Source organism: Burkholderia sp. Bp9031 (genome assembly GCF_003857965.1).
Classification (GTDB): domain Bacteria; phylum Pseudomonadota; class Gammaproteobacteria; order Burkholderiales; family Burkholderiaceae; genus Burkholderia; species Burkholderia ambifaria_A.
The window spans coordinates 19,982-39,084 of record NZ_QTPW01000034.1 but is presented as its reverse complement, the minus strand read 5'-3'; the positions used below and the strand labels follow the sequence as shown (position 1 = coordinate 39,084).

Below are 19,103 nucleotides of genomic sequence, written 5' to 3'. Positions count from 1 at the left end.
GCAGAAAAAACATCGACAAATCAAAGGTGTTTGGCGCGATCGACAGAATTTCGGCAGGGGGCGACCGCGCTGCGATTATCGTATCCCCTATAGTCTATAGTAGACTAAGAGTCTATATTTTGCGTGCAGACCAGCGTGTCGCCGCATGGCGGCCGGCTGGATCGCATGCCGATCCGGCGCCCGGCAACGGCGTCGCACGACCGGTCTTCATCGCCTCAATCCGGAATCGAAGGACATCCGTCATGAACTGGAAGCTTTCCCTCTGCGCCGTCGCGGCGCTTGCGTGCGCGGCCGTCACGGCCCACGCGGAACAGACCACGCTGCGCTTCGGGATCGAAGCCGCCTATCCGCCGTTCGAGAGCAAGACGCCGGCCGGCCAGTTGCAGGGCTTCGACGTCGACGTCGGCAATGCGGTCTGCGCGAAGCTGAACATGAAATGCGTGTGGGTCGAGAATGCGTTCGACGGGCTGATCCCGGCGCTGCAGGCGCGCAAGTTCGACGCGATCAATTCGGCGATGAACATCACCGCGAAGCGCAAGCAGAGCATCGACTTCACGCCGGCCATCTACGTGGTGCCGATCGTGATGGTCGCGCACCGCGGCTCGCCGCTGCGGCCCGATGCCGCGAGCTTGCGCGGCAAGCACGTCGGCGTGCTGCAGGGCTCGTCGCAGGAGGATTTCCTGAAGGCGCACTGGGCGAATGCGGGCGTGGACGTCGTGTCGTATCAGGACCAGGACCAGATCTACGCGGATCTCGTCGCCGGTCGTCTCGACGCGGCCGTGCAGGAAGCGCAGACCGCCCAGGACGGTTTCCTCGACAAGCCGGCCGGCCGCGACTACCAGATCGTCGGCGAGCCGCTGAAGGATCCCGCGACGCTCGGCGAAGGCACCGGCTTCGGGATGCGCAAGGGCGACAAGGCGCTGCAGGCGAAGATCGTCGGCGCGCTCGACGCGCTGAAGAAGGACGGCACGCTGAGCGCGCTGTCGCAGAAGTACTTCAAGCGCGACATCGTCGCGAAGTAAGCCTGGCCGCGCGCCGGCCGCGGTGCCGGCGCGCGTCGCACCGAATCTCGACGCAGTACGGGGAAGCATGGATTTCGACGTCATCGTTCTGGGGGCCGGCATCGTCGGCGTGTCGTCGGCGCTGCATCTGCAGGATCGCGGGTTGCGCGTCGCGCTCGTCGACCGGCGCGCGCCCGGCGAGGAAACGAGCCACGGCAATGCCGGGCTGATCGAGCGCTCGTCGGTCGTGCCTTACGCGTTCCCGCGCCGGCTCGACACGCTGCTGCGCTATGCGCGCAACCGCTCGGTCGATCTCTATTGGGACTACAAGGCGCTGCCCGCATACGCGGGCTGGCTCGCGCGCTTCTGGCGCGAATCGTCGCCGCAGCGGCTCGCGGCGGCCGCGCGTGACATGCTGCCGCTCGTCGCGGCGAGCGTCGTCGAGCACGACGCGCTGCTCGCGCGCACCGACGCGCAGCCGCTCGTGCATGACGGCGGGTGGCTCGAGGCGTTCCGTTCGCCCGCGCTGTTCGATGCGGAAACGCGCGCGCAGCAGCGGGTGGCCGATGCGCACGGGCTGCGGATGAGTGTGCTCGATGCGCGCGCGTTGCGCGAGCGCGAGCCCGGCATCGGCGACGCATTCTGCGGCGCATTCCACTGGCAGGACCCGAAGACCGTGTCGAGTCCCGGCGGCCTCACGAAGGCGTACGCGCGGCTGTTCGAGCGCGACGGCGGCACGTTCGTGCGCGGCGACGCGACGACGCTCGCGCAGGTGCGCGACGGCTGGCAGGTCGATACCGAACACGGGCCGATTTCGGCCCGGTCGGCCGTGGTCGCGCTCGGGCCCTGGTCCGATCACGTGTTCGCGCCGCTTGGCTACCGGATTCCGCTGCGCGTGAAGCGCGGCTATCACATGCATTACCGGCCGACCCGCGCGCCACTGAACGTGCCCGTGTGCGATACCGAGGAGGGCTTCGTCGTCGCGCCGATGGAGGGTGGCCGCCTGCGGCTCACCACCGGCGTCGAGATCGCGTTGCGCGGTGCGCCGCCGACGGGCGTGCAGCTCGCGCGCGCCGAGCCGCTGGCGCGCGACGCGTTCGGTATCGGCGAACGGCTCGATCCGGCGCCGTGGCTCGGGATGCGGCCGTGCACGCCCGACATGCGACCGGTGATCGGGCCTGCGCCGCGCCATCGTCATCTGTGGTTCGCGTTCGGCCATTGCCACCACGGACTCACGCTCGGCCCCGCGACCGGGCGTCTGCTCGCCGAGATGATGACGGGCGCGCCGACCTATATCGATCCCCATCCGTACCGGCCCGCGCGCTTCGGCTGAGCCCATCGCGGCACGACGGCCGCCGCGCGTGCGGCCGTCACGGTTTTTCATTTGCCTGTTCGAATTGTCGAAAACCGATCGGCCGGAAATTATCTGCGTAATTGATCGGAAATAAATCGCAATTAAGAAAATAAGAAAACACGCGATTTATCAATGCATTTCCATGGGGATGCAATGCGAAATAGGCGGGCCGTCAGAGTAATCCGGCGTCGCTTCGTAACGGCCCGTTCCGATGTGAGCAAAAATGTACCGAAACACGTTACTTTGAGCCTCGCAAACGTTACGTTACATCCGCGCTCCCTACGCCTTTTTCGTCGGAAGATTGGTGCGTCGCGACTCGTTTTTTTACCGATAACCCATATAAAAAACGTTATTGGCTTGCAATAAGCCAAAGAATGAATCCGTTTATCGAGGTGGCACGCTTCGTGCAGTCCGTCCCCATGCTTTATCAACGTAGTGCCAACCGAGATGGGGTAACGATGGGAAAAAATCATAAATTGACGGGTGTGGCGCTGTCGGTCGCGACGGTATTCGGGGTACTGGCTTCCGGTTCGGCAATCGCGGGGCCGCTCGACACGCTGCCGATTCCGCAAGTGATCGTGAATCCGCCGACGAACAGCGTATCGATCGGGCTGGCCGTGACCGGCACGTCGCCGCTGGGTTCGGTCACCGTGGCGGCGGGCGGGGCGGGCGAGATTCAGACGTTGCCGGGTAATCCGGCGCAGGCGTTGTCGGGCGCGGCGAATGCGCTGACGGGCGCGCTCGGCGGCGGCGGTGGCGGCTCGGTGACGCCGCTGGCGCCGGTGCACGGCGTGGTGAATCAAGTGACCGGGGCACTTGGCGGCGGCAACCCGGCAGGTACGCTCACCGGCGCGCTCGGCACGGTAACGGGCGCACTGGGCAACGTCGGCGGTGCGAACCCGCTGACGCCGATCCAGAACATCGTCGACCAGGTCACGGGCACGCTGGGCAGCGGCAATCCGGCCGGCGCACTGGGCAACGCGGTCAACCCGATCACGAGTACGCTCGGCAACATCGGTGGCGCGTCGAGCACGCTGGCACCGGTGCAAGGCGTCGTTACGCAACTCGCCGGCACGCTCGGCAACGGCGACCCGGCCAGTGCACTGACGAACGCGGTGAATTCGATGACGGGTGCGCTCGGCAATCTCGGCGGCACGAACCCGCTCGCTCCGGTACAGGGCGTCGTGAACCAGGTCGTCGGCACGCTGTCGGGCGCTGGCGGCGGCAGCCCGATCGCGCCGATCACGAACCTCGTCAGCGGCCTGCAGAACGCGCTGCCGACGGGCGGCAACGCGGCTGGCGTGCTGACCGGTGCCCTCGGTTCGGTCACGGGTGCACTCGGCAATCTCGGCGGCACGAACCCGCTCGCCCCGGTGCAGGGCGTCGTGAACCAGGTCGTCAACACGCTAGGCAGCAGCAATCCGGTCGGCGCACTGAGCAATGCGGTCAGCTCGGTGACGGGCGCCCTGGGCAATCTCGGCGGCACGAACCCGCTCGCTCCGGTACAGGGCGTCGTGAACCAGGTCGTCAACACGCTGTCGGGCGCGGGCGGCAGCCTGCTCGGTTCGGGCGCGGCGGGCAGCACGGCGACGATCGTCAATGCGGTCGGCCCGGCGCTGGGTTCCGCGCCGGGCCTGTCGGTCACGCCGCACTCGGGCAGCAGCTCGGCGAACAACCCGCTCGCACCGGTGTCGACGCTGCTCCAGGCGGTGACGGGCGCCCTGCCGAAGTAACCGGCCGGAACGCGCGGCGGCGATCCATCGCCTGCCGCGCGCAACAGGACGCGCAACGCGGCATGACAGCAATGTCATGCCGCGTTTTCTTTTGGGTTCCCGATCGGCTTCGTCGGAGGCATGGGCGTGCGCGGTTGCCGCCGCCTATTGTGGGGCGGCATGGAATAACCGGCCGCGTCCGTCCGTTTACATACCGAGTCGCGGCGTAACCGGACGGCGGGATAATGGTCATGACGAAGTCGACCCCCGTCCGGCGGTGCCGTGCCGCAACGCCATGCCAAGGAGACGGAAATGAAGACGATGCTGTTCGCCATCGCGCTGACGGCCGCGATCGCGCGGCCCGCGGCCGCCGAGCCGCCGCAGGCCGGCGACGGGAAACTGGTCGACGAAGATCACATGACGCTGTACGTGTTCGATCACGACGCGCCGGGCAAGAGCACGTGCAGCGGCACCTGCGCGGCCAACTGGCCGCCGGCGCTCGCCGACGAATACGACAAGCCGTCGGGCGCGCTGAGCCTCGTCGCGCGCGACGACGGCAAGAAGCAATGGGCGTACCGCGGGCGCCCGCTGTATCGCTGGAAAATGGACCACAAGGCCGGCGACGCGGGCGGCGACGGAATCGGCGGCATGTGGCACGTCGCGCGTCCCTGAGAACTGACGGACGGACCGAGGGGCTGACGGCGCGGCGACGCGCAAGGCATCCGGATGAGCTACGAATCGGACCTGCTGGTATGGCTGCCGCATCTCACGCGGTACGCGCGTGCGCTGACGGGCGATCGGGCCTGGGCGGACGATCTCGTGCAGGACACGCTCGAGCGCGCGCTGAACCGGCCGCCGCGCGACGGCGGCAATCTGCGCGCATGGCTGCTGACGCTGCTGCGCCACCGCTTCATCGACCAGTTGCGCGCGCGGCGCGAGATCGCGGTCGACGACGCGACCGCGCCGTGGCAGACGATGGCTGCGCCGGCCGACGAGATCGGCGGCCTGATGCTGCGCGACGTGCAGCGCGCGCTGTACCGGCTGCCCGTCGAGCAGCGTGAGGTGCTGCTGCTGGTCGCGCTCGAGGAGTTGAGCTACCGCGACGCCGCGCAGGTGCTCGGCGTGCCGGTGGGGACGGTGATGTCGCGGCTGTCGCGGGCGCGTGAACAGATGCGTACGTTGCTGTCCGGCGAGCCGCCGGCGCACGGCACGGCCGCGTTACGGGTGATCGGGAAGACATGATGGACGACGATCCGCGCAAACCTTCGAACGATCGGGACGACGCTGCATCGGCCCAGCTGCTGTCGGCGCTGCTCGACGGCGAGCTGTCCGGACAGGAGCGCCGCGAGGTGCTCGAGCGGCTGCAGTCCGATCCGCGGGAAGCCGACCGGTTCGCGCATTACGGCGCGCAGCGCGACGCGTTGCGCGCGCTGTTCCCGCTGCCGGCCGCCGCACCGGCATTGTTCGTGCAGCGGCGCGCGTCGCGCCGGCGCATGGTCGCGTACGCGTTCGCGGGGCTGGCGGCCGGGCTGGTGCTCGGCATCGCGCTGCACGCGGGCTGGACGGCATTCGGCGTCGAACCGGCGTTCGCCGCGCGCGCGGATGTCGCGTATGCGGTGTACGCGGCCGATCGTGAACACCCGGTCGAAATCGACGCCCGCGACCCGGCGCGCCTGGCCGGGTGGCTGTCCGCGCGTCTCGGCCGGCCCGTGCGCGCACCGTCGCTCGACGAATACGGCTATGCGCTGCTGGGCGGCCGGCTGCTGCCGGGCGACGCGGGGCCGGCCGCACAGCTGATGTACCAGCGTGCGGACGGCGCGCGCGTGACGCTGTACATGACGGCCTACGACGCGCGGCGCCTCACACCGCAGGCGATGTCGGCCGACGGCCGCTACACGTACTTCTGGTCGGATCGCGGCATGGGTTATGCGCTGTCCGGCCGAGGCGACGAACGGCGCCTGCGCGAGCTCGCGATCGACGCGTGCGGCGCACTCGGCGGGCCGACCGACGCATGGAAGGGGTGACGCACGCGGCATCGGCAGGGAGCAGAGGATGAACGCGAAGACGGCGATGGTGGCGACGATAGTGGCGGTGCTCGCGGCGGGCGCCGGGCTTGCACGGGCGGACGGCGACGCCCCGGTGCGCGTGCCGGTCGATGCCGATGGCGTGCAGCGGGTGACGATCGTCGGCGGCAGCTATTTCTTTCGTCCGAACCACGTGATCGTCCGCGCGCATGTGCCGGTCGAACTGACGGTATCGGCCGAACCGGGTGTCGTGCCGCACAGTTTCGAGATCGCTGCGCCGCAGGCCGGCATCGCGGTGCACACCGAACTGGGCACGACGCCGCGCATCTTGCGCTTCACGCCGACGGAGCCTGGTCGCTTCGCCTACTATTGCACGCATCGGCTGCTGTTCCTGCGCAGCCATCGCGAGCGCGGCATGGAAGGCGTGCTCGACGTCGAGGCGGCGCCATGATCGCAGCATGGCTGGCCGCGAGCCTGATAGGAGTGAGCATGACAGCCGACCCCGTGAGCGTCGCGCAGGCGCATTTCGATCAGGTCCGCTCGTACCGCGCGACGATCCGCTCGTCGGCGCGCAGCGGCGAGCACGCCGAATTCCATTATGCGTACCTGAAACCGGGTTTCGTCCGGATGGACTTCGTGTCGCCCCATCACGGCGCGGTGCTCGCGTACGATCCCGGCGACGGCAAGGTCCGGCTGCGTCCGTTCGGCGAGCATGCGCCGCCCGCGCTGACGCTGTCGCCGTCCAATCCGCTCGTGCGCGACCGCAGCGGCCATCGCGTCGACCGGTCGGACGTCGGCGCGCTGCTGCGCAACGTGCATGCGCTGCAGCAGGGCGGTGCGACGGTGACGGAAGGCGAGGAAACTGTCGGCGGCCGGGCCACGCTGCGCGTGTCGGTGACGGGCGCGCCCGCGCACGTGGTCGGCGGCGTGCATCGCTACCGGCTGTGGCTGGACACCGAGGACGGCTTTCCGCTGAAGGTCGTCAGCTTCGCAGACGGCGACGGCGACCCGCTCGAAACGGTGACACTCGACGACGTCGAGATCGACGTCGCGTTTCCCGCTCGCTTTTTCGCGCCCTGATCCCTGATCCCGACACGTGCCGGAGGCTGCATGGCGGAATACCGGTTTTCGACGACGTGGCGCGTGGACGCGCCGCTCGCGGCGGTCTGGGATGCAATCTACCAGGTCGACCGCTGGCCCGACTGGTGGAAGGGCGCGGTACGGACCGTCGAGATCGAGTGCGGCGACGTGCGCGGCGTCGGCGCGCTGCAGCGATACACGTGGAAAGGTGCGTTGCCGTACCAGCTGACCTTCGACATGCGCGTGCTGCGCGTCGAGCGGCCGCATGTGCTCGAAGGCCGCGCGAGCGGCGCGATCGAAGGCGATGGCCGCTGGTCGTTCGCGGGCGACGGCACGCGTACCGTCGTGCGCTACGACTGGCACATCCGTACGCGCGAGCGCTGGATGAACTGGCTGGAGCCGGTTGCGCGCCCGCTGTTCATCTGGAACCACGACGTCGTGATGCGCGAAGGCGCGAAAGGGCTCGCGCGGCTGCTCGGCGCGACGGTCGAGACCGACGGCCGGACGTTCCAGCCGGTCGCGGGCTGTCCCGACACGTGACGGTCCGGTGCCGGAAATGTGGCCCCGTCGGCGCCCGGGCAGTTTTTTTCATGCGATGCCGGACGACCGCGGGAACTCAGTGCTTACCCCGTGTCAAATCGGTGCGATGGCAGGGATATCCCGCATCGTGCTCGCTTCCGGAGCGCGGGATTGATGTCTACTTGATTGTTTCAAAAGGATTTTTTCAGTTTTGCCCCCGTTTTTTCGCCGTCTCGCCCCGGGCGAAAAAACCTCCGGCTCCCCTTCTTGAATTTGTCAAAACCCGTCCATATAATTAGCACTCGCTGCACGAGAGTGCTAACAATTCTCTGCCGGGCGATCCGCCGGGCAGATTCCCTAAGCGTTCTTCAATCTCATTCAAGAGAGGAGTGAATATGAACCTTCGTCCTTTGCACGATCGCGTGATCGTCAAGCGCCTGGATCAAGAAACCAAGACCGCCTCGGGCATCGTGATCCCCGAAGCTGCAGCTGAAAAGCCGGATCAAGGCGAGATCCTCGCGGTCGGCCCGGGCAAGCGTGACGACAAGGGCGCGCCGATCGCGCTCGACGTGAAGGTCGGCGATCGCGTGCTGTTCGGCAAGTACGCTGGTCAGACCGTGAAGGTCGACGGCCAGGAACTGCTGGTCATGCGCGAAGAAGACATCATGGCCGTGGTCAACGCGAAGTAAGCGTCCACTGACGGTACATATTCCCAAGAATTCAAGGAGTTAGAAGATGGCAGCTAAAGACGTCGTATTCGGCGATTCCGCCCGTTCGAAGATGGTCGAAGGCGTGAACATTCTCGCCAACGCAGTCAAGGTCACGCTGGGTCCGAAGGGCCGTAACGTCGTGCTCGAGCGCAGCTTCGGCGGCCCGACGGTCACCAAGGACGGTGTGTCGGTCGCGAAGGAAATCGAACTGAAGGACAAGCTCCAGAACATGGGCGCGCAAATGGTCAAGGAAGTGGCTTCCAAGACCAGCGACAACGCCGGCGACGGCACGACGACGGCAACCGTCCTCGCGCAATCGATCGTCCGCGAAGGCATGAAGTACGTCGCATCGGGCATGAACCCGATGGACCTGAAGCGCGGCATCGACAAGGCAGTCGCAGCGGCTGTCGAAGAGCTGAAGAAGATCAGCAAGCCGTGCACGACGAACAAGGAAATCGCACAGGTCGGCTCGATCTCGGCGAACAGCGACACGTCGATCGGCGATCGCATCGCTGAAGCGATGGACAAGGTCGGCAAGGAAGGCGTGATCACCGTCGAAGACGGCAAGTCGCTCGCCGACGAACTCGACGTCGTCGAAGGCATGCAGTTCGACCGCGGCTACCTGTCGCCGTACTTCATCAACAACCCGGACAAGCAAGTCGCCGTCCTCGACAACCCGTTCGTGCTGCTGCACGACAAGAAGGTGTCGAACATCCGTGATCTGCTGCCGGTGCTCGAGCAAGTCGCGAAGGCTGGCCGTCCGCTGCTGATCATCGCTGAAGACGTCGAAGGCGAAGCGCTCGCAACGCTGGTCGTCAACAACATCCGCGGCATCCTGAAGACCGTTGCGGTCAAGGCGCCGGGCTTCGGCGATCGTCGCAAGGCGATGCTGGAAGACATCGCGATCCTGACCGGCGGTCAAGTCGTCGCGGAAGAAACCGGCCTGACGCTCGAGAAGGCAACGCTGGCAGAACTGGGCCAGGCGAAGCGTATCGAAGTGGGCAAGGAAAACACGACGATCATCGACGGCGCAGGCGAAGCCGTGAACATCGAAGCGCGCGTCAAGCAAGTTCGCACGCAAATCGAAGAAGCGACGTCGGACTACGACCGTGAAAAGCTGCAAGAGCGCGTGGCCAAGCTGGCCGGCGGCGTGGCAGTGATCAAGGTTGGTGCTGCGACCGAAGTCGAAATGAAGGAAAAGAAGGCACGTGTCGAAGACGCACTGCACGCAACGCGCGCAGCTGTGGAAGAAGGCATCGTGGCAGGTGGCGGCGTTGCGCTGATCCGCGCTCGCACCGCGATCGCAGCCCTGACCGGCGCGAACGCTGACCAAAACGCCGGCATCAAGATCGTGCTGCGCGCAATGGAAGAGCCGCTGCGCCAGATCGTCACGAACGGCGGCGAAGAAGCGAGCGTTGTTGTGGCGGCAGTGGCTGCAGGCACGGGCAACTACGGCTACAACGCAGCAACGGGCGAGTACGTCGACATGGTTGAAGCCGGCGTCGTCGATCCGACCAAGGTCACGCGTACCGCACTGCAGAACGCAGCTTCGGTTGCAGGCCTGCTGCTGACGACGGACGCTGCTGTCGCAGAACTGCCGAAGGAAGACGCACCGATGCCGGGCGGCATGCCGGGCGGCATGGGCGGCATGGGCATGGACATGTAATCGACTTCGGTCGATGGTGTCCGGAGCGCGCAGCGATGCGCGTTCCAGCCAAAAGAAAAGACCCGCAGCGATGCGGGTCTTTTTTTATGCACGCGTGAAAAAGAGCGTACATGCCGCCCCGAAGCAATGGCACGCCACGGCGGCGAAGGGCCGCCGTGCGGGCGTCAATGCCTGTGCGACGTTCTCGGTACCGGGTCGGCCTTCACGGCCGGCGGCGTGTCCGCATCATCGTTGCTGCGCGCCCAGAAGAACCGGTCGGGCAGGTGCGCGCCCATGCCGGGCCGGAACGCGTCGCGCACCGCCTGGTACAGGTATTCCTGCGCTTCGCGCACCGCTTCGGGCGGCTCCTGGCCGTTCGCGAGCAGTGCCGCGATCGCCGCGCCGAGTGTGTCGGTGATACCCATCAGCCGGTGCGGCGAGCGATCCCACATGTCTTCGCGGAGCTGGCCTTCCTCGCCGTACAGCGTGTTGACGAGCCGGTGCGAGCCCGTCTCCGACGACAGGATGTACTCGCAGCCCTGTGACAGCAGGTGCGACACGGCCGCGTCGAGATTCGGCGCCTCGGCGTCGCCGTCCGGCTGCGCGAGCGCGATCAGCGTCGCGTGGTCGGCAACCAGCAGCGTCGTCTGCGGCGCGAGCAGGTCGGCGATCGATTCGCGCAGGTCGTCGGCGGCGAGCACGTGCTCGTCGTCGAGCGTGAAATCCGGTGCGAGCACGAGCGGCACGCCGTCGTAGTCGGCGACCACTTCGGCGATCGCGCTCACGACTTCCGCGCGCGTCGCCGCGCCGATCTTGAACGCGGCGACCGGCATGTCCTCGAGCAGCATGCGCGCCTGGGCGACGACGACATCGGGATCGAGGCCGGTCACTTCGTCGCAGGCGGCCGAGTCGCGCACGGTATAGCCCGTCAGGACGGACACGCCGTGACAGCCCATGCTCGCCAGGGTCATCAGATCGGCTTGGAGGCCGGAGCCGCCGGTGGGATCGGACAGGCCGAAGGTGAGGACGATCGGAGGGGCGTTGCTGGACATGTAAAAATGGGGCAAGAAAAAAACGGGGAAGCGACGGAGCTGCGGACGGCGAGGCGAAGTGGGCGGTTTGGCCCTGTGTTGCCCGGCAGGCCGCACTTTCCAGCCATTATGCGGCGGAATCCGGCCCGCACGACGGATTTTTTAGCGCAGCGCAACGTAGTTGCCGCACTCCAGTGCGATTGCTAGGCAGTCCGGCCCCGACACGGTACCATCATGGCTCCCGAATTTACCGACTTTCCCGACGCGGCTTAAGATGGAATACAAGAGCTGGATGTGCCTGATTTGTGGCTGGATTTATGACGAAGAAGCCGGGCTGCCCGAAGAGGGCATCGCCCCGGGCACGCGCTGGGAAGACGTCCCGATCAACTGGACGTGCCCCGAATGCGGCGCTCGCAAGGAAGACTTCGAGATGGTCCAGATCTGACCGGACCCTTGGCCCACGGACACACCGCTCCGGCCTCGCGGTTGCCCGGCGCTTGTGCGCCGCGGCCGGCGCGAGCGACTTGACGATGACAGGCGCGCGTGTCCATGACGTCCGATCCGGCGAACGTTTCCCACCCTGACGCACTGCCCAACCCGCGCGGCGGGGCCGTGCGCGCGGCCGATGCGTGGCTCGCGGCGGCCGTCGACGCATTCGAGCGTCGCGACGACGCGGCCGCGCCGCTGTCGGCCGCAGCCGCCGTACTGGCGGAGGCCGGCTGGCTGCCGGCCGCCCGTTTCGCCGGGCAACTGGCCGCCACGGCGCCGCTCGTCGCCGCCGAACCGGGTTCCGCCGCCTGGCGCATCGCGTTGCGCGATTTCCGCGCGGCGATCGGGCGTCACAATCTGCGCGAGCTGGCCTGTTCGCCGCTTCTGTTCGACCATTTTCGTACGCTGCGCGCCCAAAGCGCGGCCGATCTGCATGCGAGCGTGTCGCTCGACGTGCTGGCACTCGTCGGGCGCGCAATGCCGCCGGCGACGCTGCGTGCGTTGCCCGACGCGTTCGCAAGCCGGGCCCGGGCCCGCTACGAACAGGCGCTGCTCGGCGTGCTGCGCGCGCCGAATGGCACGCCGGACGCGGCACTCGACGAACTCGATACGACCCTGACCGCGCTGGCTGCCGATGGCCCGTACGACTTCTGGCGGCTCGCCGCCGCGTGCCTGCGCGCGCTGCGTGCCAGCGCCGCGCCCGAACTGAAACGTTTCCTCGCCCGGACCAACCTGCTGCTCGGCGAGCACGTGCAGGGCAGGCGCCATGCGCCGCCGGCACTCGTGCGCGAAACGGTCGCACTGCTATGGCGCGATTTCGCGCTGTTCGGCGCGGCCGCCGAGGATGTCGCGCTCGTCGACGTACTGCACGACTATGGCCTGACCGTGGACTGGCACGTCGCCGGCACGCCCGCGTCCGAGGCGCTGTGGGAGGCCGGCGCCGCGCGGGCCGAGCATGACGCGGTCGCGGCGGCGCCCACCCGCATGCTCGGGGTCGTGACCGTCAACGCGCATGCATATGAGGATTTCCTGCAGACGGCCGATGCGTCGATGGCCGAACTCGCGATCGATCCGGCCGCGGCCGATGCGGGGGCCGCATGGCGCGCATCCGCGGCCGCCTATCGGGTCGGTACGGCCGCGTGCGCGCTCGGGCTCGGTCACGCGGCGCTGCTGGCCGATACGCTTGGATTGGCGTGGCGCCGTGCCGCGCACGGCGTGCCGCTCGCCGACGGCGGGCGCGATGCGCACGGTCGCGCGTCCGACATGCTGCGTGCCGCGCTGCTGAAGATTGCCGCGGGGGTCGCGCCGCCGGACCTCACGGCGGCGTCCGAGGCGCTCGGCACGGCGCTCGGCCGGATCTGACGCGCAACGGGGCGCGTACACCACAGCAGCCCTTGCCGCGCGGGCCGGCAACACGCTGCCGACAGCGCCCGCGCGCGTGTTAGAGTGCCGTGTGATCCGCGTGCGTCGTTGCCAGCGTCGCGCGGCGTTGCTTGTTGATCGCGGCCCGGTCAGGTCGCGGCGTCTTTGCTAAAATTCAAACCATGTCAAAGCCTTCCGATCGCATCAATCTCACCAACCAGTTCCTGATCGCCATGCCGAACATGGCGGATCCGACGTTTTCGGGAACGGTGGTCTATCTTTGCGATCACAGCGAGCGCGGTGCGCTCGGCCTCGTCATCAATCGTCCCACCGACATCGACCTCGAATCGCTGTTCAATCGCATCGACCTGAAACTCGACATCGAGCCGCTGCTGCACATTCCCGTGTACTTCGGCGGCCCAGTGCAGACCGAGCGCGGCTTCGTGCTTCACGAGCCGGTCGAGGGCGCGAACTACAACTCGTCCATGTCGGTCGAGGGCGGGCTCGAGATGACGACGTCGAAGGACGTGCTCGAGGCGGTCGCAACGGGCACCGGCCCGAAGCGTTTCCTGCTGACGCTTGGCCATGCAGGCTGGGGCGCAGGGCAGCTCGAGGAAGAAATTTCCCGCAACGGCTGGCTGACCGTGGCCGCCGATCCGCGCATCGTGTTCGACACGCCGGCCGAGGAACGCTTCGAAGCCGCGCTCGGCCTGCTCGGCGTCAGCTCGTCGATGCTGTCCGGCGAAGCAGGGCACGCATGAGTGGCGCGAGCGCGCGCGATGCGACGCTCCTGGCGTTCGACTACGGCGAGAAGCGGATCGGCGTCGCGATCGGCAATGCGCTGACGCGCTCGGCCCGCGCGCTCGTCGTGATTCCCAACCTGAACCGCGAGCACCGCTTCAAGGCGGTCGGCGACCTGCTGGCCGAATGGCGGCCGGATGCGCTCGTCGTCGGCCTGCCGATGCATCCGGACGGCACGCCGCACGAGATGACGCAGCAGGCGAAGCGCTTCGGCAACCAGCTGAATGGCCGCTTCGGGCTGCCCGTCACGTGGGTCGACGAACGCTATTCGTCGGTCGAGGCCGAGGCCGGGCTGCGCGAGCGCAACGTGCGCGGCCGCGCACGCACGGAGATGCTCGATGCCGAGGCCGCGCGCGTGATCCTTCAACAGTATCTCGATCAATTGTCCGACCATGAGCACCATTGACGCCGACGCGCTCTACCGCGTCCTGCTCGACCAGATCCGCGACGCCTACGGCACGGCCTTCGCCGAGCCGGGCGGCCCGCGGCTCGCCGGCATTCACAGCGGCGGCGCCTGGCTCGCCGAGCGCCTCGCGCGCGATCTCGGCGCACCGGGGTTCGGCGTCGTGAACGTCGCGCTGCACCGCGACGACTACGCGAAGAAGGGGCTGCACAGCCAGGCCAGCCCGACGTCGCTGCCGTTCGAGGTCGACGGCGCGCGCATCGTGCTCGTCGACGACGTGCTGTACACCGGCCGCACCGTGCGCGCCGCGCTCAACGAACTGTTCGACTACGGCCGTCCGGCCGCGGTCGAGCTCGCGGTGCTTGCCGATCGCGGCGGCCGCGAGCTGCCGGTCGCCGCGCGCTTCGCGGGCGGCACGCTCGACGTGCCGGCCGATGCGACGCTCGTGCTCGAGCGCGACGAAGCCGCGCAGCTCACGCTGCGCATCGAGGCGCACGGCGCCTGAGCGGACCGCGAAACCGTATCCCGGGCCGCCGGTTCGCGCCGCGGCCCGTTTGCATAGTTGGAATCACGCACACCATGACCACCGACACCACTGGCCGCACCGGCAATCCCGCTGCGGCCGCGAGCCCCGAGCGGTTCCGCTACGGTTTCCTGAAGGGCAACCCGCAGCTCACGAAAAACGGCGAGCTGAAACACCTGCTGTCGATCGAGGGCCTGCCGCGCTCGATCGTCAACCACATTCTCGATACGGCCGAGCAGTTCGTCAGCGTGACGGACCGCGAGGTGAAGAAGGTGCCGCTGTTGCGCGGCAAGTCGGTGTTCAACCTGTTCTTCGAGAACTCGACGCGCACGCGCACGACCTTCGAGATCGCCGCGACGCGCCTGTCGGCCGATGTGCTGAACCTGAACATCAACGCGTCGTCGACGAGCAAGGGCGAGTCGCTGCTCGACACGATCAACAACCTGTCGGCGATGCATGCCGACCTGTTCGTCGTGCGCCACGCGTCGAGCGGCGCGCCGTACCTGATCGCCGAGCACTGCGCGCCGCACGTGCACGTGATCAACGCCGGCGACGGCCGTCATGCGCATCCGACGCAGGGCCTGCTCGACATGTACACGATCCGCCACTACAAGCGCGACTTCACGAAGCTGCGCGTGGCGATCGTCGGCGACATCCTGCATTCGCGCGTCGCGCGCTCGGACATCCATGCGCTCACCACGCTCGGCGTGCCGGAAGTGCGCGCGATCGGCCCGCGCACGCTGCTGCCGGGCGGTCTCGAGCAGATGGGCGTGAAGGTGTTCCACAACCTCGACGAAGGGCTGAAGGGCGTCGACGTGATCATCATGCTGCGCCTGCAGAACGAGCGGATGAGCGGCGCGCTGCTGCCGTCCGCGCAGGAGTACTTCAAGACCTGGGGCCTGACGCCCGAGCGCCTCGCGCTCGCCGCGCCCGACGCGATCGTGATGCACCCCGGCCCGATGAACCGCGGCGTCGAGATCGACTCGCAGGTTGCCGACGGTCCGCAGTCGGTGATCCTCAACCAGGTCACGTTCGGCATCGCCGTGCGGATGGCGGTGATGGGCATCGTCGCCGGCAACAACGACTGAGCTCGCCTTCGCGCATCCTTATTCACGCAATCAACGCATTCACAGACAGCGCATGAAGATTCATATCCAAGGCGGCACGCTGATCGACCCGGTCGCCGGCACCGAACGGCAGGCCGACGTATTCGTCGCGGACGGCAAGATCGCCGCGCTCGCGGAGGCCGGTACAGCGCCGGCCGGCTTCAACGCGGAGAAGACGATCGACGCGTCGGGCCTGATCGTCGCGCCCGGTCTCGTCGACCTGTGCGCGCGCCTGCGCGAGCCCGGCTACGAGCACAAGGCGACGCTCGCGTCCGAGATGGCCGCGGCCGTCGCGGGCGGCGTCACGACCCTCGTGTGCCCGCCGGACACCGACCCCGTGCTCGACGAGCCGGGCCTCGTCGAGATGCTCAAGTTCCGCGCGCGCAATCTGCACCAGGCGAACGTGCATCCACTCGGCGCGCTCACCGTCGGCCTCAAGGGCGAAGTGATCACCGAGATGGTCGCGCTGACCGAGTCGGGCTGCGTCGGCTTCACGCATGCCACCGTGCCGGTGCGCGACACGCAGGTGCTGCTGCGTGCGCTGCAGTACGCGAGCACCTACGGCTACACCACGTGGCTGCGCCCGCAAGACGCATTCATCGGCCGCGGCGGCGTCGCTGCGAGCGGTGCGCTTGCGTCCCGCCTCGGGCTGTCCGGCGTGCCGGTCGCGGCCGAGACGATCGCGCTGCACACGATTTTCGAACTGATGCGCGTGACCGGCGCGCGCGTGCACCTCGCACGGTTGTCGTCGGCGGCCGGCCTCGCGCTCGTGCGCGAGGCGAAGGCCGAGGGGCTGCCCGTGACGTGCGACGTCGGCGTGAACCATGTGCACCTGATCGACGTCGACATCGGCTACTTCGATTCGCAGTTCCGGCTCGATCCGCCGCTGCGCAGCGAGCGCGATCGCGAAGCGATTCGCGCGGCGCTCGCCGACGGCACGATCGACGCGATCTGCTCCGATCACACGCCGGTCGACGATGACGAGAAGCTGCTGCCGTTCGCCGAAGCGACGCCGGGTGCGACGGGGCTCGAACTGCTGCTGTCGCTCACGGTGAAGTGGGCCGATGAAACGAACACGCCGCTCGCGCAGGCGCTGCGCCGCATCACGGCCGCGCCGGCCGACGTGCTGCAGTTGCCGGCCGGCCGCCTGGCCGAAGGCGGCGCGGCCGACCTGTGCGTATTCGACCCGCGCGCGCACTGGCGTGTCGAGCCGCGTGCGCTGAAGAGCCAGGGCCACAACTCGCCGTTCCTCGGCTACGAACTGCCGGCCTGCGTGCGTGCGACGCTCGTGGCGGGGCAGGTCGCGTTCGAGCGTCACTGAACCACGCCGGATCCTCGCCATGACCGCTCTTCGCAAGCTGCGCCTCGTCTTTCACCTGCTGCGCGGCATGGCGATCGTCGCGCTGCGCTTTTCGCACGTGAGCCCCGCGCGGCGCCTCGAGCTCACGCGCCGCTGGTCGCTCAAGCTGCTGCGGATCTGCGGGATGCGCCTCGTCGTCCACAACGATGGGGCGCGTCTCGACGCGGGCGCGCTCGTCGTCGGCAATCACGTGTCGTGGCTCGACATCTACACAGTCAACGCGTGGCGGCCGACGCCGTTCGTGTCGAAGGCCGAGGTGCGGCAGTGGCCGGTGGTCGGCTGGCTGGCCGAGAAGCTCGACACCGTGTTCCTGCAGCGCGAGAAGCGCACCGAGGCGATGCGGGTCATGCACGAGATGGCCGACCGGTTGCGCAACGGCGGCGTGATGTGCGTGTTTCCAGAGGGCACGACGTCGGACGGGCAGGCTCTGTTGCCGTTTCATGCGAACCTGTTCCAGGCTGCGGTGTCGGCCGGCTGCGCGGTGCAGCCGATCTGCCTGATGTACGAGGACGCGCGGCGGCGGCAGTCGGTCGCGCCGGCCTATACGGGCGAGTTGTCGCTCGGCATGTCGCTCGACATGGTGTTGCGCGGCGGCCCGCTCGTCGCGCACCTGTACGTGTGCGAGCCGATTCCGCCGGGTGGTGATCGTCGCACGACGTCCGCGGCCGCGCGCGATGCGATCGCGGCCGCGCTCGAGACGCTGCAGGCGAAGGTCGGCAAGCCGTCGCCCGAGTCGCTCGCGGAACTCGAGAAGCATGCATATCCGGCAACCGAAATCGGCGCCGGCGCGGCGGGCGATGCCGCGGCCGAGGAGCCGGTGCCGGGGCGCGAAGGCTGACGCGTCGTTTCGTTCACGCGCGTCGCCGCGCGTGTCAGTCGCCGCCGGGCGTGCGGCACGCTTCGCATTGCACCTGCGTGACCGTCCGCTGGGCCGGGTCAGCCGTCAGTCGCACGGCCGACAACTGATTTCCCCACACACACCCCGAATCCAGCGCGATGACGTTCTCGCGCAGCATCAGGCCGAGCGCGGCCCAGTGGCCGAACACGACCGTCACGTCTTCGGTGCGGCGGCCCGGCACGTCGAACCACGGCAGGTAGCCGGGCGGCGCGCTGTCGAGGCCGCCGTTCGCCTTGAACTCCATCGCGCCGTCGGGCGTGCAGAAGCGCAGGCGCGTGAGCGCATTGAACGCGACGCGCATCCGGTCGCGTTTTTTCAGGTTCGGGTTCCATTGGTTCGGCTCGTTGCCGTACAGGTTTTGCAGCGTTTCACGCCAGTCGGGCGCGCATAGCGCGCGCTGCAGTTCGTCAGCGAGTTCGAGGGTGAGCGTGACGTCCCATTGCGGCAGTACGCCCGCGTGGACGAGCAGTTTGCCGTCTTCGAAATGGGCGAACGGACGGTGGCGCACCCAGTCGAGCAGCGCGTCGGCGTCGGGTGCGTCGAGGATCTCGCCGATCGTGTCGCCGGGGCGTTCGGTGCGGATGCCCGCTGCAACCGCGAGCAGGTGGAGGTCGTGATTGCCGAGGACGGCAGTTACACGCGGGCCGAGGTCGACCAGCGCGCGCAATGCCGCGAGGGAGGCCGGGCCGCGGTTGACGATGTCGCCGGCGACCCACAGCGGGGTGTCATTAGGGACCGAAAGCTTTTCGAACAATGACTGGAAAGCCGAATGACAGCCTTGGATGTCGCCGATGGCGATGGGGATAGGAAGCATGAGGGGCGGATCGTGACGAATCGGGTGGGCTGAGAAAAAAATCGCACAAACACGCGCATGGCGCAAAGGTCGTTCCACAGCGGGCCGTCCACGGGGTATGGGATTTTTCGTGGCGCCAAAGGCCGGGGCGCTGTATCAAGTTGTTAGCAGCATGGAGTGGGTGCCGGTTCGATTCCTATAATTGATATTTTCGCTCCGAAATTAACATCTCGTGACTTTGCCGGTCATGGCGACCGGTTAAAATGCCGGGCCTGATCGGCCGAGACTTGGC

21 protein-coding genes are annotated in these 19,103 nt (G+C 67.8%); 19 read left to right on the top strand and 2 right to left on the bottom strand.

Features of this window, described 5'->3' with window-relative positions; translation table 11 throughout:
- The first annotated feature begins 242 nt into the window (after positions 1-242).
- The 11 genes from DIE15_RS30820 to groL all read left to right on the top strand — a co-directional run bounded on the left by DIE15_RS30820 (position 243) and on the right by groL (position 10,066).
- Positions 243-1,022 carry an ABC transporter substrate-binding protein gene (locus tag DIE15_RS30820; RefSeq protein ID WP_057926138.1) on the top strand — a complete coding sequence of 260 codons (780 nt, stop codon included), beginning with the start codon at positions 243-245 and terminating at the stop codon, positions 1,020-1,022.
- Between the two features lie 67 nt (positions 1,023-1,089).
- A complete protein-coding gene (locus DIE15_RS30815; RefSeq protein ID WP_057926137.1) occupies positions 1,090-2,334 on the top strand; it encodes an FAD-binding oxidoreductase in 1,245 nt (414 codons plus the stop codon).
- 440 nt (positions 2,335-2,774) lie between these two features.
- Entirely contained in the window at positions 2,775-4,088 is a 1,314-nt protein-coding gene (locus DIE15_RS30805; RefSeq protein ID WP_409364321.1) for a hypothetical protein, read from the top strand.
- A gap of 291 nt (positions 4,089-4,379) precedes the next feature.
- Entirely contained in the window at positions 4,380-4,739 is a 360-nt protein-coding gene (locus tag DIE15_RS30800; protein ID WP_057926220.1) for a hypothetical protein, read from the top strand.
- A gap of 54 nt (positions 4,740-4,793) precedes the next feature.
- A complete protein-coding gene (locus DIE15_RS30795; RefSeq protein ID WP_124835119.1) occupies positions 4,794-5,309 on the top strand; it encodes a sigma-70 family RNA polymerase sigma factor in 516 nt (171 codons plus the stop codon).
- Positions 5,309-6,091 carry an anti-sigma factor gene (locus DIE15_RS30790; protein WP_057926134.1) on the top strand — a complete coding sequence of 261 codons (783 nt, stop codon included), beginning with the start codon at positions 5,309-5,311 and terminating at the stop codon, positions 6,089-6,091. The genes DIE15_RS30795 and DIE15_RS30790 overlap by 1 nt, the downstream gene beginning before the upstream one ends.
- A 28-nt stretch (positions 6,092-6,119) precedes the next feature.
- Positions 6,120-6,542 (top strand): quinol oxidase, encoded by a 423-nt coding sequence (locus tag DIE15_RS30785; protein ID WP_124835118.1) that lies wholly within the window; start codon positions 6,120-6,122, stop codon positions 6,540-6,542.
- Positions 6,539-7,171, top strand: coding sequence for a hypothetical protein (locus DIE15_RS30780; protein WP_057926132.1), 633 nt, complete (start codon positions 6,539-6,541; stop codon positions 7,169-7,171). The genes DIE15_RS30785 and DIE15_RS30780 overlap by 4 nt, the downstream gene beginning before the upstream one ends.
- A 30-nt stretch (positions 7,172-7,201) precedes the next feature.
- Entirely contained in the window at positions 7,202-7,711 is a 510-nt protein-coding gene (locus DIE15_RS30775; RefSeq protein WP_124835117.1) for an SRPBCC family protein, read from the top strand.
- 374 nt (positions 7,712-8,085) lie between these two features.
- Positions 8,086-8,379, top strand: coding sequence for a co-chaperone GroES (locus tag DIE15_RS30770; RefSeq protein WP_011544732.1), 294 nt, complete (start codon positions 8,086-8,088; stop codon positions 8,377-8,379).
- 46 nt (positions 8,380-8,425) lie between these two features.
- A complete protein-coding gene (groL, locus tag DIE15_RS30765; protein WP_057926130.1) occupies positions 8,426-10,066 on the top strand; it encodes a chaperonin GroEL in 1,641 nt (546 codons plus the stop codon).
- Between the two features lie 164 nt (positions 10,067-10,230).
- Here the strand turns inward: groL and DIE15_RS30760 are convergent, their stop codons facing one another.
- Complete coding sequence (locus DIE15_RS30760) at positions 10,231-11,097, bottom strand: hydroxymethylpyrimidine/phosphomethylpyrimidine kinase (protein ID WP_057926129.1); 867 nt, start codon at positions 11,095-11,097, stop codon at positions 10,231-10,233.
- Positions 11,098-11,350: 253 nt separating this feature from the next.
- Here DIE15_RS30760 and DIE15_RS30755 point away from each other — a divergent pair, with 253 nt between their 5' ends.
- From DIE15_RS30755 to DIE15_RS30720, 8 genes are all read left to right on the top strand, one after another.
- On the top strand, positions 11,351-11,521 hold the full coding sequence (locus tag DIE15_RS30755; protein ID WP_004186709.1) for a rubredoxin: 171 nt from the start codon (positions 11,351-11,353) through the stop codon (positions 11,519-11,521).
- 104 nt (positions 11,522-11,625) lie between these two features.
- Positions 11,626-12,927, top strand: a complete 1,302-nt coding sequence (locus DIE15_RS30750; protein ID WP_124835116.1) for a hypothetical protein — start codon at positions 11,626-11,628, stop codon at positions 12,925-12,927.
- A 182-nt stretch (positions 12,928-13,109) separates the two neighbouring features.
- Entirely contained in the window at positions 13,110-13,688 is a 579-nt protein-coding gene (locus tag DIE15_RS30745) for a YqgE/AlgH family protein (RefSeq protein ID WP_006751106.1), read from the top strand.
- Positions 13,685-14,134: a Holliday junction resolvase RuvX gene (gene ruvX / locus DIE15_RS30740; RefSeq protein WP_124835115.1), complete on the top strand. Its 450-nt coding sequence runs from the start codon at positions 13,685-13,687 to the stop codon at positions 14,132-14,134. The genes DIE15_RS30745 and ruvX overlap by 4 nt, the downstream gene beginning before the upstream one ends.
- Positions 14,121-14,636: a bifunctional pyr operon transcriptional regulator/uracil phosphoribosyltransferase PyrR gene (pyrR, locus tag DIE15_RS30735; RefSeq protein ID WP_057926127.1), complete on the top strand. Its 516-nt coding sequence runs from the start codon at positions 14,121-14,123 to the stop codon at positions 14,634-14,636. The genes ruvX and pyrR overlap by 14 nt, the downstream gene beginning before the upstream one ends.
- Before the next feature lie 74 nt (positions 14,637-14,710).
- Positions 14,711-15,742, top strand: coding sequence for an aspartate carbamoyltransferase catalytic subunit (locus DIE15_RS30730; RefSeq protein WP_006400966.1), 1,032 nt, complete (start codon positions 14,711-14,713; stop codon positions 15,740-15,742).
- 52 nt (positions 15,743-15,794) lie between these two features.
- The gene (locus tag DIE15_RS30725; RefSeq protein WP_124835114.1) at positions 15,795-17,081 is read left to right on the top strand and encodes a dihydroorotase; all 1,287 of its coding nucleotides are present in this window, start codon (positions 15,795-15,797) and stop codon (positions 17,079-17,081) included.
- Between the two features lie 19 nt (positions 17,082-17,100).
- On the top strand, positions 17,101-17,958 hold the full coding sequence (locus tag DIE15_RS30720; RefSeq protein ID WP_057926125.1) for a 1-acyl-sn-glycerol-3-phosphate acyltransferase: 858 nt from the start codon (positions 17,101-17,103) through the stop codon (positions 17,956-17,958).
- 34 nt (positions 17,959-17,992) lie between these two features.
- Here DIE15_RS30720 and DIE15_RS30715 read toward each other — a convergent pair whose 3' ends face one another.
- Entirely contained in the window at positions 17,993-18,832 is an 840-nt protein-coding gene (locus DIE15_RS30715; protein ID WP_057926124.1) for a symmetrical bis(5'-nucleosyl)-tetraphosphatase, read from the bottom strand.
- Positions 18,833-19,103: the final 271 nt, after the last annotated feature.

Coding starts and splice junctions, on each gene's coding strand:
- DIE15_RS30775 (WP_124835117.1), top strand. CDS start 7,202: ATGGCGGAATACCGGTTTTCGACGACGTGGCGCGTGGACGCGCCGCTC.
- groL (WP_057926130.1), top strand. CDS start 8,426: ATGGCAGCTAAAGACGTCGTATTCGGCGATTCCGCCCGTTCGAAGATG.
- DIE15_RS30750 (WP_124835116.1), top strand. CDS start 11,626: ATGACGTCCGATCCGGCGAACGTTTCCCACCCTGACGCACTGCCCAAC.
- DIE15_RS30720 (WP_057926125.1), top strand. CDS start 17,101: ATGACCGCTCTTCGCAAGCTGCGCCTCGTCTTTCACCTGCTGCGCGGC.
- DIE15_RS30730 (WP_006400966.1), top strand. CDS start 14,711: ATGACCACCGACACCACTGGCCGCACCGGCAATCCCGCTGCGGCCGCG.
- DIE15_RS30805 (WP_409364321.1), top strand. CDS start 2,775: ATGCTTTATCAACGTAGTGCCAACCGAGATGGGGTAACGATGGGAAAA.
- DIE15_RS30785 (WP_124835118.1), top strand. CDS start 6,120: ATGAACGCGAAGACGGCGATGGTGGCGACGATAGTGGCGGTGCTCGCG.
- DIE15_RS30780 (WP_057926132.1), top strand. CDS start 6,539: ATGATCGCAGCATGGCTGGCCGCGAGCCTGATAGGAGTGAGCATGACA.
- DIE15_RS30760 (WP_057926129.1), bottom strand. CDS start 11,097: ATGTCCAGCAACGCCCCTCCGATCGTCCTCACCTTCGGCCTGTCCGAT.
- pyrR (WP_057926127.1), top strand. CDS start 14,121: ATGAGCACCATTGACGCCGACGCGCTCTACCGCGTCCTGCTCGACCAG.
- DIE15_RS30770 (WP_011544732.1), top strand. CDS start 8,086: ATGAACCTTCGTCCTTTGCACGATCGCGTGATCGTCAAGCGCCTGGAT.
- DIE15_RS30795 (WP_124835119.1), top strand. CDS start 4,794: ATGAGCTACGAATCGGACCTGCTGGTATGGCTGCCGCATCTCACGCGG.
- DIE15_RS30755 (WP_004186709.1), top strand. CDS start 11,351: ATGGAATACAAGAGCTGGATGTGCCTGATTTGTGGCTGGATTTATGAC.
- DIE15_RS30820 (WP_057926138.1), top strand. CDS start 243: ATGAACTGGAAGCTTTCCCTCTGCGCCGTCGCGGCGCTTGCGTGCGCG.
- DIE15_RS30745 (WP_006751106.1), top strand. CDS start 13,110: ATGTCAAAGCCTTCCGATCGCATCAATCTCACCAACCAGTTCCTGATC.
- DIE15_RS30815 (WP_057926137.1), top strand. CDS start 1,090: ATGGATTTCGACGTCATCGTTCTGGGGGCCGGCATCGTCGGCGTGTCG.
- ruvX (WP_124835115.1), top strand. CDS start 13,685: ATGAGTGGCGCGAGCGCGCGCGATGCGACGCTCCTGGCGTTCGACTAC.
- DIE15_RS30800 (WP_057926220.1), top strand. CDS start 4,380: ATGAAGACGATGCTGTTCGCCATCGCGCTGACGGCCGCGATCGCGCGG.
- DIE15_RS30790 (WP_057926134.1), top strand. CDS start 5,309: ATGGACGACGATCCGCGCAAACCTTCGAACGATCGGGACGACGCTGCA.
- DIE15_RS30725 (WP_124835114.1), top strand. CDS start 15,795: ATGAAGATTCATATCCAAGGCGGCACGCTGATCGACCCGGTCGCCGGC.
- DIE15_RS30715 (WP_057926124.1), bottom strand. CDS start 18,832: ATGCTTCCTATCCCCATCGCCATCGGCGACATCCAAGGCTGTCATTCG.